8 protein-coding genes and 1 pseudogene are annotated in these 13,581 nt (G+C 64.7%); 4 read left to right on the top strand and 5 right to left on the bottom strand.

Annotation, left to right across the window (positions count from 1 at the left end):
- Positions 1 to 301 precede the first annotated feature (301 nt).
- From ACXJL8_RS16585 to ACXJL8_RS16605, 5 genes and pseudogenes are all read right to left on the bottom strand, one after another.
- On the bottom strand, positions 302 to 1,615 hold the full coding sequence (locus ACXJL8_RS16585) for a glycosyltransferase (RefSeq protein ID WP_456685244.1): 1,314 nt from the start codon (positions 1,613 to 1,615) through the stop codon (positions 302 to 304).
- Between the two features lie 147 nt (positions 1,616 to 1,762).
- A pseudogene (locus ACXJL8_RS16590) lies at positions 1,763 to 2,865 on the bottom strand (IS3 family transposase).
- A 60-nt stretch (positions 2,866 to 2,925) separates the two neighbouring features.
- Positions 2,926 to 4,395: a hypothetical protein gene (locus tag ACXJL8_RS16595; RefSeq protein WP_456685245.1), complete on the bottom strand. Its 1,470-nt coding sequence runs from the start codon at positions 4,393 to 4,395 to the stop codon at positions 2,926 to 2,928.
- Positions 4,396 to 4,405: 10 nt separating this feature from the next.
- A complete protein-coding gene (locus ACXJL8_RS16600) occupies positions 4,406 to 5,392 on the bottom strand; it encodes a glycosyltransferase family 32 protein (protein WP_456685246.1) in 987 nt (328 codons plus the stop codon).
- 20 nt (positions 5,393 to 5,412) lie between these two features.
- Positions 5,413 to 6,453, bottom strand: coding sequence for a hypothetical protein (locus tag ACXJL8_RS16605; RefSeq protein WP_456685247.1), 1,041 nt, complete (start codon positions 6,451 to 6,453; stop codon positions 5,413 to 5,415).
- 464 nt (positions 6,454 to 6,917) lie between these two features.
- Here ACXJL8_RS16605 and ACXJL8_RS16610 point away from each other — a divergent pair, with 464 nt between their 5' ends.
- From ACXJL8_RS16610 to ACXJL8_RS16625, 4 genes are all read left to right on the top strand, one after another.
- Positions 6,918 to 8,750: a Wzz/FepE/Etk N-terminal domain-containing protein gene (locus ACXJL8_RS16610; protein ID WP_456685248.1), complete on the top strand. Its 1,833-nt coding sequence runs from the start codon at positions 6,918 to 6,920 to the stop codon at positions 8,748 to 8,750.
- Entirely contained in the window at positions 8,747 to 9,610 is an 864-nt protein-coding gene (locus ACXJL8_RS16615; RefSeq protein ID WP_456685249.1) for a 4'-phosphopantetheinyl transferase family protein, read from the top strand. The genes ACXJL8_RS16610 and ACXJL8_RS16615 overlap by 4 nt, the downstream gene beginning before the upstream one ends.
- Positions 9,611 to 10,087: 477 nt before the next feature.
- Positions 10,088 to 11,995, top strand: coding sequence for an amino acid adenylation domain-containing protein (locus ACXJL8_RS16620; protein WP_456685250.1), 1,908 nt, complete (start codon positions 10,088 to 10,090; stop codon positions 11,993 to 11,995).
- Positions 11,992 to 13,581 (top strand): type I polyketide synthase (locus ACXJL8_RS16625; RefSeq protein ID WP_456685251.1); only part of this gene is annotated, 1,590 nt, incomplete at its 3' end. The genes ACXJL8_RS16620 and ACXJL8_RS16625, both read left to right, overlap by 4 nt.

Raw genomic sequence — 13,581 nt, forward strand, 5'->3', positions numbered from 1 at the left:
GTGCAAGGGCTCCGGGGAAGCTCCACAGGGCAGCGACCACGATCACGACTGTCCTCAGTCTATGTTCAGACATTGCGAACCTCCCGGCCGTACGGCTGATTTGTCGTGTCGGCTTGAATCTGAATAAATCAATTTCTAATATAATCCCGCGCAGCCAAGCGCCTTTTTCTTAGCAAATTTCTACTTGTTCTTCTAAATCGGCCCGGTTAAACGCAGGCGGATCAGGTCGGATCAGCGCGCGTTAAAAATTTAATTTTTGAAAATTTGTTCGAAAGCACTATAAATGTAAGGCGATCAGATTTCACAATTCGGCATCTAATTTATCTTGAAATACTAGATCTGCACGGCTTCGCAAGTCGGACGTGGGTCCTTCCAAATCAATACTGCTGTGCCTCAACGTATCGATTGTCAGCACCATGTCGTGACCCACTTCGCCCCATTCCCTGAGTGGGGCACGGAGGATCGATTGCTCCCAATGCGCGCGGGTCGTGTCGTTCAGGGCAAGTCTCACCGCCCTGAGACAATCATCCAATGAATCGGGGTCGAAGTACAGCGCGTACTCCCCTCCCACTTCAGGCAACGCTCCACCATTGGATGAGACACAAAGTTTCCCGAACCACAAACTCTCTCCAACGGGCAAACCCCATCCCTCTTCGATGCTCGGAAAGAGTGTGAAGAGGCAGTTAGCATACAAGCCGGCGAGTTCGTCCTCGGACGGGCGTTCTAGCCACAGAGCCTCCGCAACGTTTCTGACAGACACGGCGTCTGCGTCGCCTCCCGCAAAAACGAGGGCCGGAAGAGGCTTGCCGCTAGCGTCCTTCAGGTGTGACCAGACGGCGAGAGCCAATTGGTGGTTTTTTCTAAGCCCATTCCCGACAACAAGAACATAGGGCTCATTGCCAACTGCAGCCTGCAGCCGAACTGGACGCGCAGATCGATGATTGCGCGCTACACCGAAGAACTGTTGCGCCAGGGGGACGACTGTTATGTCGCGCCTCGCAATCTTCACCTGAGAAGCACAATGCGCAGCAATCATTTCACTGCGGGTGAAGACGGAATTGGCCACGTGGAGGGCTGGCAACTTGTAAAAACGTGTCATGTATGGTGCGATGGATCGATTTCCGTGCCCTCCCTTCGATCGGATGGGGAATATATCGTGCGTAAAGCAGATGAAATTTGCTCCGATGGATGCCAAATATTCGTAGAAATCTAGCAGGTACGAGAGTTGCCAGTAACATCCCATTGCGACGATCACGTCACCTTTTCGAACGCGACGCTTCAGTTCTGTCTTCCCCCGTACTTTGTGCACTGATCGAAGGATGCGGCGACGCAGCCGGAACGTGAGCGAACTCAGACCAAACCAATCTTGGCTGGCCGATCGGCTCGATCGGGGATACAGTTGACGGATGGCGCCAGTGAAAGCGTCCGCGTCGCCATGCGTGGAACGTAAGATCGGATTTAGATCGACCCACGTGCCTTCAAAAAGTGAATAACATGCGCAGGTGTGATTTTTTGCTAAAAGATGTGCCGTTGTTAGCTGGACGCGCTGTATTCCTGTAAAAGAATCGTACCACAAACTATTCGATACCAAATCCGTTAGATCGACATATGTCATGTGTCGTCGTCCGTTCTCAAGAGAGGAAGCCTGATCAAAATTTCGAGCAATATTTTATAAAAATTATGCAAGGCGCTATTCAATTTTAAAAATTCGAAATTGAGATGACTGATTTTGTCGACCGAAATAGTTATGGACTTTTTGAGTTTAATGGGGAGCGATTGAGTGGCCGGTGTCCCTCTCAACCTGTGTGGTGCGGGTGAAGCCAAGCGGCGAGTGGCGGCGGCAGGGATTGTAAAAGCCATCCAGGTAGCCGGCCGGCGCGATGATGGGCTCTCGACCATCGTGCTGTTATAATAATTCTCCCTGCCAGATAGCGACGTCAAGGCGCCGTTTCTTCGACGTTCCTTCCGATATCCATTCGAACAATACCGACTGCCATGGTCGGGACGACGGATTAAATCCGGCCCTGACTGCCGGACGACGAATATGCAACGGAGAACTGTCAACGCGAGTTCCTTATGAGGCTGGTTGTCCGCCGCCCAGCCCACGTTCCGTCGGAAATACAGGTCGCAGACCACCGCCAGGTACAGCCAGCCCTCCCGCGTCCAGATGTAGGAGATGTCGCTCCCCCACTTCCGATCCAGCCCAGCCACCATGAAGTCCTGGAGGAGCGGGGTGGCGGCGACTGGGAAGGCGTGCCCGCTGTCGGTCACGCGCCGAAAGCGGCGCGGCCGGCGGTTCTTGAGCTCATTCTCGCGCATCAACCGGGCCACGCGCGGCCGGCCTGACGCCGGGCCCGGCTCGCGCAACGCGTGCGTCATGCGCGGGGTGCCGTACGACTCTTGCGAGAGAAGGTGGAGCGAGCGTGGGCGAGCAGCACGAGATTCTAGCGCTTCCGCGTTGAGGCCGGGCGGTTATTCCAGGTGAAGGAGCCGATCGGACTGACCTCGAGGACCTTGCATAGTCGCGCGACAGGACAGTCGTTCTTCGCCGCGCCGTCGAGGAGAAACCTCATCGACGTCCCGCCTTAGCGAAAAAAGTCATGGCCCGCTTCAGGATCTCCCGTTCCTGGCTCGGCGCCTCGTACCCGCGGCGTAGGCTTTGCGCGCGGCGGCTATATCCTCCTGCCGTTCGGCCGGCCGGTGATCCGGCGCCGGCTCTTGACGCCCGTCGTTTCAGTTGCGCCATGTCGAGAGCCCGACGCCGAGATCGGCGGCACCCTCGCGGAGAGACTGCCTGCTCCATGGCTCCAGCCGTGCTGCCTCAACGCGAAGCTCAGGGATAGAGATTCGCTTCCGGTCTGCCATCGGAACCCCCGTCGTTCAGGAAACGGGCTGCGCATTTTTGCGCTGCATTCCGCCATGCATTCAGTTCCGAAGTATGCCGGCGGGAATGGGGTCTATTGAGAGGGAGTGACTCGAAGCGTTCAGGAGTCGAGCCGGCTCGGCAGGCGCCGGTGCACCCGCAGCGAGGCCATGTCGGCACGAAATTGTCGTGGCGATACAGATAAAGAACAAGATGCCGGGATCGGCACTGCCCGCACCGAGAAGACCGCCGGCCAGGATCGCCAGCGCCGTGGCGCGTGCGGCATCGTAGAGGATGACCGTCTCCCGGTCAGGGCCTGCCCTGGCGGCATGTCCGATGTCGCGTAGGCCGGAGAAGAGCAGAACGATCAGGAGGAGCGCACCGATGATACCAAGCTGGGAGAGCACGGCCGTCGGCCAGTTCGACGCGCGCGAGCTTCCGATCCCGAGTCCAAGGCCGTTCGTTTCCACGACGTTCTGAAGGCTGTGTTCATTCCAGTAGCTGCGCTCCTGACCTGAAGCGGAGTTCGCCTTCTCGAGTAGCGTCACCTCACTCAACCGAACGATCGGATCGAGGAGGCTTTGCTTGACCAGCGTGATCCCGACCAGAGCGATCAGGATGGCGCTGAGGATAACCCCGACGATGAGGTCCTGCCGCAGGAGACCGGCGCGCAGCGCCGTCCGCACACTGGCGCCCATCAAGAGCACGAGCAGGATGCCGAGTCCGACATACGCCGTGCTTGAGGTCGAGAGAAGAAGCAGTCCGGCGAGGACCAGCCACAGGATCAACGCCGGCCGCGATCCGGTCGCCCGCCAGTGCGTGAAGGCGAAGGCCAGCGATGAGAGGCCAGCGGCCCCGAACGCCGAGGCCTCCGAGTAACCGCCGACGATGCGGGCGAAGCCCGCCTGCTCCGTGTCGGTCAGAAGTGCATAGGTTGCGGTCCGGATCGGCAAGAGAACATCACCGGCGCCGGCCAGTTTGGCGACGAGATCGACAACACCCAGCAGGGCGTTGAAGCCGGCCATCGCAAAAAAGCTCCGCCGCATCGCCCGCAGGCCCGAGCGCCGCCGCAGGCGAATCCGGAGGACGAGGAATGTGAGGAGACCCAGGGTGAGGTAGCCCGCCTGCGTGAGATTGCTCGACGTCGGCACGAGCACCGTCTCGAACACGCTCCCCGTCTCGTGTGAGACGGCGAAGACGGTGACCTCGCCGGCGAAGAGGCGCGGCAGGATGTAGGCCCCGAGCGCCGCGTAGAGGATCAGAGCGAGGGCCGACCAAGCGGAGGTGGAGTGTCGAAACAGTGTCGCAATGTGCTGCTTCGCGTTTTTATGAAGAAGCAGAGAGGTGATCAGCAGAAACGTGAAAACGGTATATATGAGCGGCGAGGCTCCGCCGAGGGCAGGCAAGATTGCGATCGCCGTCGAGCCGAAGGCGAGGGACGCCATCAGGCCGACGGTGAGCGAGGCGCGCATCAGCGCGCCGATCAGGAGCAAGACGATGCATACAGCGAGGCCTTCCAGAGAGGGCTGCATCCCGAAAGCCTTACTTGTAGGATTCAACCCAGGAATGTGACCAGTACGTCACGAGATGCGAGTGCGGAAACAGCCGCCGCACCTGTTCATGGGTCAATGTGGCCCGATGCTCCATGATGTCGGCCCTCAGCAGTCGATGCAGGGGGTTCGTCCAGTCGAGCGGGTACCAGATCTCGGAATCGAGAAGTTTCAGCGTCCCGGCTTCGACGGCGTCCGACGTCACGCCGTCCATCTTCGCGAGGATCTGCTGTGCCCGCTGCATCACGACGGCAGGTGGATTGCGGAGATAGAAGAGAGCTGCCTCGCGGACTAGAACCGGACCCGTGACGGCCTCCGGACCCAGCTGGAGCAGGGCATCCGGCGTCCCCGCCTGCTCGATCGCCGTGATCATCAGGGCGATGGCGAGCAGCCAGAACAGTTGCCGGGGCCGCGACGCCATCGCAGCATTGGGAACGGCGTGCGCAAAGCCGGGATCTTCTCCCATCCGCCCGAGCAGGACGTCGCCGTTATCGCGCAGGGTGTCGAGACTTTTCAGGCATTCCGTGTCGAGGTCGCAGTAAAAACCTCCGTGATGAAACAAAAAGAGCAAAYGAACCGCGTCGACACGGAAAATTTCTTTGGGGAATGCGTCGTATGTGGAGAGAAACCAGGAGAAATGCTTCGCCACGAAGGCGCGATTGTCCGCGTCGTCCCAGATCAGACATTGGTATTCGGGATTGTGGGATAGAAAGGTGCTTCTCCACAACGCGTAGTTCGAGGGCAGGGCGGTGCGGGATTTCCAAGTCTGAAACAAGATCCGCGGTATCTTGTTGTCCGTCGTCGAGACGCAGATCGTTTGGTCAGCGAGGGCGATCTCCGGTGCGACGAGGGCCTTGCTTTGCTTCCTCACGAGGCGTCGGAATTTCCGTTCTGCGAGGACCGTGAGGGTTGGCAGCGCGGACGCGTGTGTTGCCGCGCGCCAGAGACGCTTCGGTCGAGTATCGAGGGTATCGAGCATCAAGCGATCTCTGTGATGTTCTAGGGTTTCGAGGTGTCGATGAGGGCCTTGACCGTCCCGAAGGCGGCCTTCCGCCTGCCGAGCTGCCATCCGCCCGTGGCGGCCTTATCCAGCTTTACGACGCCCATGTACGCCTCATAGCTCGGATGCCAATAAGACTCGTCAGCCAGTTCGTAGATATATGCCGCTTCGATGTTGTACTTTTGTCTTAAATCTTGCAGGATCTTCATCGTCTTTACGATGCCCTGTGCCTGTCCGTCTTCGCCATCCCGTTGGCTGCCCAGTGAATTGTTGAATTCCGTCACCCAGATCGGCTTTCCGATCTGGGAAATGATCTTGAAGGCCCATTCGGGATTGTGGTCGTACATGTGCCAGACGGTGATATCCCAATCGAGACCGGCCTCGCGGTAGCGACCGTAGACGGCGGTGTGCCCCCAGCCGGCCGAGCCGATCGCATGCTTCGCTGCGGGATCGGCGGACCGCGTGCCGTCCGACAAGCCCTTGAGGACTGCGATGACCTTCGCGAGCCGCGGCCCGTAATAGTCGAGCGGAATGGTCCCGCCTGCGGGTCCCCACTCGCAGGGGTAGGTGGTGCCGTCGTCCTTGGTCTCGCACGACTTGATGATGGCGTAGTTCTCCATCTCGTTGCCGAGTTCCCAGACCGGGATCTGTCCGGCCAGGGCGGTGACGACCGAACGGGAGAAGCTGAGGGACTTCTTGTAGAGGAGATCCTCGCTGTCGACTGCGAGATCGACCGGGGGGATCAGGATCGGCAGCACCGTCAGACCGAGGGACCGCGCCTCGCGCGTCAGCTCCGCGAGGCGCGCGATTTGGTCGGTCCGTGAGACGTCGACCCGATACGAGCGTGTTCCGAGATCGCGAACGAGTTCCAGTTGCTGCCGCGTCGTGATTCCCGGGTAAGACGTGAGCGGATGTCCGTTGATGCCCCACATCAGATCTGCTGCAGCGGGACTTGAGGCGAGGAGGGCGCTTGTCAGCGCGGCCGCCAGGATACAGGCCGATTTGTAGCTCACGCGCTCGCGCGATCGTCTGTACGACATCGGCTCCGTCCTCGGCAGCCTTGCTCCAGATCGATCGGCCGAGCGCTGCTTTATGAGACTGGCCCGGGCTCACGACGCTCACTACGCCTTCGAAAGGCTTAGCGACGGGCATCAATTGTTGCAGGCGCCGGAGCCTTTCCGGCCATGTCCGACCTCTAGGAGAGCACGCGCGCACCGATCGGCCCGCTACGCGCGGCTGCCTCGGACATGGGCCGCCGGCGGGCGCGTGGCGGCCGCGCCGGCCGGTTGGATTGCCCTTGTGGCCGGCCGTAGCCCCGACGGATAGTGCCCTTTACCTCTTTTGGCTCAGTACGACTGCACAGCCGCGCTCCGGTACAGTATCGGCATGGCACAAGCCGGATGATCTCGATTTCCAGCGTGCTGCGCGATCCGGCGGGAAGGCAGCGAAGCTCGACCTGTCGCACCTGCTCCCGTTGCCACACCCACCAAGGCGGTGCAATTTCATGCTTCAGCGCACCGGATGGAACGCCGCGCGGCTCGCGCGTTACGAGGCCGAACACAGGCCGGAATCAGACATCGTATCGGCCGCGGTCGCTTGGTCGTTCCTACGGCGCAACTTGTCGATACTGGTTCTCTGCACGCTGGTCGGCACGCTCGTCGCGGCGGCCTTCGCCTTGACTGCGCGGCCGCATTACACCGCCGAGACCCGGCTCGTGATCGATCCGAACCGGCAGCAGGGCATGCGCGACCGGAACATCGAGGGGGCGTTCACGCTGGATAATGCGCAGGTCGAAAGCCAAGTGGCGGTTCTCAAGGCCGAGAAGATCGCCACAATGGTGATCGAGCAGCTCAAGCTCGAACACGACCCCGATTTCCAGCCCCGGCCCGGCCGGATCGGCGCATTGATGACGTGGCTCGGATGGTCGGGGCCACCGCGGGAGCCGACCGCCTACGAGCGGACACGCTTCACGATGGGGGAGTTTCAGAACAATCTTCAGGTCCGGCGCGTGAGCCTGTCCTACGCGATCGACGTCGCGTTCCGGTCGTCGGATGCCGAACGCGCCGCCGCGATCGCGAACGCGACCGTCCAGGCCTACATGCGTGAGCAGCTGGATTCGAAGGCGCAGGCCATCCAGCTCGGCAGCACGTGGCTCGATCAGCGGCTGGTCCAGCTGCGGGTGCAGATGATCGCCGCGGCGCGGGAGGTCCAGGAGTTCAAGGGTCGCCACGACTACCGCATCCCCCTTGGTCAAAGGACGATGGGACCGACGGATCCGGACGCCGTTGACCGGTCGAAGGCGCCGGCTGTGTCCATCGAGGACCTTGAGACCCAGGCCCAGACGTATCGACGGATGTACGAGACCTATCTTCAGAACTTCACGGAGCAGGTCCAGCGCCAGACCTTTCCGGTCTCGGATGCCCGCGTCGTCACGGAAGCGACGCCGCCCCTCGAGCCGAGCGACCCGCGCACCAAGCTCATGCTCTCCCTCGGGGCCGCCATCGGCGCGCTTGCAGGCTTCGGGGTCGCGCTCACGCGCCACAACCTCGACCAACGCATCCGCTCATCGCGCCAGATCCGCGAGGATGTGGGCATCGAGTATCTGGGCGACCTCCCGCGCATCAAGGCGTCCGAACCCTACGGGTCGGGTCCGATCGCGCTCACCGCCGGCGCGCCGTCGACGCGGGCGGGGCGGCGCCGCGAGCGCTATTTCAACCACATCGACGTGACGCCGTCGGCCCCCTTCAATGCGGCGCTCATGGGCCTGCGCACCCGCATCAGCCTTGGCGTCGGGCGGCTCCAGATCAAGAGCATCGGCATCGTCTCCTCGAACGCACGCGAGGGGAAGAGCACGATCGCCAGCAATCTGGCCGTGCTGTGCGCCCAATCGGGCTCGCGGACGCTGCTGGTCGACGCGGATCTGGGGCGCGGCCAGCTCAGCCAAGTCGTCGCCCCGTCTGATGCCTCGGGACTCCTGCAGGTCCTGCAGGGCTCGGTGAGGCTCGACAGTGCCCTCGTCCGCGACATCACGCCGAACCTCGATTTCCTCGCGAGCGGCGGCCCTCCCATCCCTCTGTCCAATGAGCGGCTTCTCGGATCTGAGGTCATGTCGACCCTCATCCAGGAGATCGCCCATGCGTACGATGTGGTGATCTTCGATCTTCCGGCCCTCCAGACATCGACGAGTGCCCTCGCGGTCGGCCCGTATCTCGAGGCGATGCTCCTCGTCACGGAATGGGGGAAGACGTCCATTACCGCGACGGTCGAAGGCGCTTACTGGCTTCAGGCCGTCCAGGCGCGACTGGTCGGCGCCGTGATCGCCAAGGCCGATGCGTGACGGTGCCGCTTCCAGGCACGCGCGACGGGGCGCGGCCCTCCGCGCCTGTCCGCGATCCCGAGCCGGAGATCGCCCTGTTCACCTGGACGCTCGAGTCCCGTGCCGCAGTCGCCCGACGCTTCGAGCCCCTGCTGTCCCCGGATGAACGAGCCCGGCGGGATCGCTTCCACGATCCCCGGAACGGCGCCCGTTTCGCGTCCGGTCGTGCCGAGCTTCGCCGCATCCTCGCGGCGGAACTTGGCACCGAGCCGGAGGCTCTGCGGTTCCGCTACAACCCGCACGGCAAACCCGAGCTGGACGGGCCGGGACGACTCCAGTTCAACCTCAGCCATTCGCAGGATCGGGTCGTGCTGGCCCTGTCGCGGACCCACGTCGTCGGCGTCGACATCGAGGTCCCACGCCCGTTCGGCGAGGACGTCGCGCGCGTGGCCTTTACGGAGGCGGAGTGCGCGGCGCTCACCCGGTTGCCGGCCGACGAGCGGCGGGTCGCATTCTATCGGTATTGGACATGCAAGGAGGCGGTCGTGAAGGCGCTCGGCTGCGGCCTCTCGTTACCGCCCACCCGTCTCTCCATCGCGTTCGATCAATCCGGGGAGGCACGCCTGACCGCCCTCGATCCCGCGTTCGGGCACGCGCATCTGTGGCGCATCCATCGGCTCGACTGCGTGCCGGGCTGTGTCGGCGCCTTGGCGGTGCAACCGCTCCCCGGTCCGGGCCGTCCTCGGCCGTTCGAAGGTGCCTTCCGTCTCGGAGCCGAGCCGGCGGCCCGATCGAGCGCAGGAAGGCGCGTGGCGGAGCGCCACCGCTCCCGGATCCGGATGAGGACGATCGCCTGGTCGCCGTTGGAATCCCCTCCGTAACGACCGTGCCCCCATGACCTCATCCACGGCAGCGGGTGGCGCGGGCTGGCGTTCAGGCTCTCGCGCCCCCCGGGCGCATCGCCGCGCCGCAGCCGCCCGGGGCCGCGTCAGACCCCTCGTACGCGCACCCTGACGTTTCGGATGGATCCTGAATCCGCCCACGCAGGCGATCGATGCGCGGCATGGAAACTTCATAAGGCGGTGTCGTCGGAGCATCCATGGGCTCATGTGCGCAGGGATCGATCGGTTGTGCCGTAACGATACGCCGCGAATGCACGATGAAGAGATTTGATGCTTTCAAAACTACGATGAATTGTGTCGATTGCGCCATCGCTCGCGTAATTCGCGGTGAACATACTCAAAAGGGGTAGTTCATATCGGTAAAGGGTTATTGAGCCCGATCCCCGATTGCAGCCAGTATGTCGCGTCGTCGCCGAACCGAACGACGGGCTTCTCCAGGCCGAAGGGACGCCTCTGTTGACTTCGAATACCGCCACCGCTGTGCTCGACGGGACCGACCGGACGAGCGTAACAGCCCTCTTCGCCGGATACGCCCAAGCCAGCCCGGACGCGATCGCCCTCCGCGGGCGTGCCCAACACTGGACATACGCGCAGCTCGACCGGCAGTCGGACAGGCTCGCGCGGATCCTCGTCGCCAGAGGGGTGCGACCCGGCGATCGGGTCGCCCTGCTGGTGGAGCGATCCCCCGCGGCGGTCTGCGCCCTGCTCGCGGTGTTGAAGGCCGGGGCCGCCTACGTGCCCCTCGACCTCGATTATCCCTGCGCGCAACGCGCAGCGATGATCGAGGATTGCGCGCCCGCCGCGGTCATCCGGGGTTCGGGCGTCCCGATCGCCGACGCCCTCGCGTGGCGCTGCCCCACGATCGTCATGCAACCCGACGGCAGTGCGCCTGGCGAGAGCGAGGACAGCGCGCCGCTTCCCGGCGCCGGCCCCGGGGACGTCGCCTACGTGATGTACACGTCGGGCTCGACCGGGCGCCCCAAGGGCGTCGTGGTCCCCCATTGTGCGGTGGTCCGGCTCGTCCGGGGGGCCGATTACGCGCGCTTCGATGCCGACGAGGTCATCCTCCAGCTCGCGCCGCTGGCCTTCGATGCGGCCACGCTCGAGATCTGGGCGCCGCTGCTCAATGGCGGTCAGGTCGCCTTCGCGGACGTCCAGCGGCCATCGCTCGGGGAGATCGGTGCGCTGGTCCGCGAATACGGCGTGACCACGCTGTGGCTCACGGCCGGATTGTTCAACCTGATGGTCGATGCGGCGCTCGACGACTTGGCGGGTCTGCGGCAGCTGCTTTCCGGCGGCGACGTCCTGTCCCCGGCCCATGTCTGCAAGGCGCTCGCCGCGCTGCCCGATTGCCGCCTGATCAACGGCTACGGGCCGACGGAGAATACGACGTTCACCTGCTGCTACACGATCCCGCGGGATCAGCCCGCGGATGCGATTCCGATCGGCTATCCGATCCACGGCACGCAGGTCTACATCCTCGACGAGGCGCTGAGGCCGGTTCCCGAGGGGATGCCGGGCCAGCTCTGCGCGGGCGGCGACGGCGTCGCCCTCGGCTACCTCAACCGGCCGGACCTGACGGCCGAGCGGTTCCGCCCGGATCCGTTCTCCGCGGACCCGGAGGCACGCCTCTACCTGACCGGCGATCTGGCCCGCCGCCGTCCGGACGGGGCGCTCGAATTTCTCGGCCGGCTCGACACGCAGGTGAAGATCGACGGCAAGCGCGTCGAACTCGGTGAGATCGAAACGGCCCTGCGCGCCGTTCCGGGGATCAGGGATGCGGCCGTCACCGTCGAGCAGACGGGCCCGCAGGCCAAGTGCCTCCACGCCTTCGTCGTCGGGGCCGATGGCGCATCGCCGGACCCGGCGGTCCTGCGGGCCGAACTCGCTGGGGGCCTACCCGCGCATATGCGCCCCTCCACGATCACGGTGCTGCCGAGCCTGCCGCTGAATCCGAACGGCAAGGTCGACAGGACTGCTCTCACCGCGACGGCGACCGCAGCGCGCGACGCCGAACGCCGCCGCGCCTCCGGCCCCGCCCCGCGGAGCGAGACCGAACTGCGTATCGCGGCGGTCTGGAAGGATGTTCTCGGCATCGATTCCATCGCGGTCGACGACAACTTCTTCGATCTGGGCGGGACGTCCCTGAGACTCCTTGCCGTCCATCAGCGCCTGGCGACGCTGGACCTGGGCACGATCTCGGTCGTCGACCTGTTCGCCCGGCCCACCATTCGGGCGCTGGCCGAGTTCCTCGGCGGCGCCTCGAGGCAGAACGTGTTGCTCGGCGGCGCCGGCAGCAGCCGAGCGGCGCTCCAGGCGGCCGCTCTCAAGCGGCTCAGCATTTCGGGAAGGTCTATGCGATGACGGACGGTCCTGACTCGGCTCCGGACGCGGGCGATCTGCCCGCCGCCGCGATCGCCATCGTCGGCATGGCCGGCCGCTTCCCGGGCGCCGCGAATCCCGCGGCGCTGTGGCAGCGGCTGTGCCGGGGCGACTGCATGATCACGCCCATACCGGACGCGGAAATCGAGGATTCCTACACCGCCGACGAGCGCGCGCAGCCGGAATACGTCGCCGTGCGCCCGATCATCGCCGACGTGGAGCGTTTCGACGCCGCCCTGTTCGGCATGCGGCCGCGCGAGGCGACGCTGATGGATCCGCAGCACCGGGTCTTCCTAGAGGTGGCCTGGGAGGCCTTCGAGGATGCCGGTTACGCGCCGATGGCGCCCGGCCGCCCGGTGGGTGTCTTCGCGGGCTGCAGCCTCAACACCTACCTCCTGCGCCACGTCTGCGGTCAGCCCGGAGCGGCCGAGCGCTTCGCGAGCGAGTTCCAGGTCGGCAACTACGAAGCCCTGACCGGCGCCATCGCCGACACGCTCGCGACCCGGGTCTCGTACAAGCTCGACCTGCGCGGCCCGAGCATGTCGATCGCGACGGCGTGCTCGACCTCGCTGACGGCGGTCGCCCAGGCGGTGCAGTCGCTGCTCCTCCACCAGTGCGACATGGCCCTCGCGGGAGGCGTGTCGATCAGCTTCCCCCAGCAGCGCGGCTACATCAGCCAGGAAGGCGGCATCGTCTCCACCGACGGGGTCTGCCGCCCGTTCGACGCCGACGCCAACGGCACGGTGTTCGGCTCGGGCGCGGCCGCGGTGCTCCTGAAGCGCCTCGAGGACGCCATCGCGGACGACGACCACATCTACGCGGTCATCCGTGGAGCGGGCGTCAACAACGACGGGGCGTCGAAGGTCGGTTTCGCGGCGCCGAGCGTAGATGCCCAGGCCGAGGTCATCGCCACCGCGCACGCCATCGCGGGAATCGATCCGGCGACGATCGGCTATGTCGAGTGTCACGGCACCGCGACGCCCCTCGGCGACCCGATCGAGATCGCCGCCCTGGCCAAGGCCTTCGGCCCGGTCGAGGCGCAGGAGCGCTGCCTGATCGGTTCGGTCAAGGGCAATGTCGGCCATCTCGACGCCGCCGCCGGCGTCACCGGCCTGATCAAGGCCGCCCTCGCGGTCGAGAACGGGACGATCCCGGCGACCGCCAATTTCTCCACACCGAACCCGCTCCTGTCACTGGAGACGACGCCCTTCGCGGTCGCCGCGCGGCACGAACCCTGGCCGTCGCGGCCGGGGCCGCGCCGTGCCGGTGTCTCGGCCCTCGGCGTCGGCGGCACCAACGTCCACGTCGTGCTGGAGCAGGCCCCCCCTGCGGCCCGGCCGCGGACGCCGGCGGCGGCCGACACGGTCCAGGTGCTGCCGCTCTCGGCCCGCACCCGCGACTCGGTCGGCGCGGCCGCGCAGGCGCTCGCCGACCATCTCGAGGCGACACCCGGGCTCGACCTCGCCGACGTTGCGCGGACGCTGCAGACCGGCCGCACGGCCTTCCGGCACCGCCTCGCGGTCGCCTGCCGCGATCTGCCGGGCGCCGTCGCGGCGCTGCGCGGGGCG

The sequence above is a fragment of the Bradyrhizobium sp. P5_C11_2 genome, assembly GCF_054049755.1.

Coding starts and splice junctions, on each gene's coding strand:
- ACXJL8_RS16585 (WP_456685244.1), bottom strand. CDS start 1,615: ATGACATATGTCGATCTAACGGATTTGGTATCGAATAGTTTGTGGTAC.
- ACXJL8_RS16595 (WP_456685245.1), bottom strand. CDS start 4,395: ATGCAGCCCTCTCTGGAAGGCCTCGCTGTATGCATCGTCTTGCTCCTG.
- ACXJL8_RS16610 (WP_456685248.1), top strand. CDS start 6,918: ATGCTTCAGCGCACCGGATGGAACGCCGCGCGGCTCGCGCGTTACGAG.
- ACXJL8_RS16605 (WP_456685247.1), bottom strand. CDS start 6,453: ATGTCGTACAGACGATCGCGCGAGCGCGTGAGCTACAAATCGGCCTGT.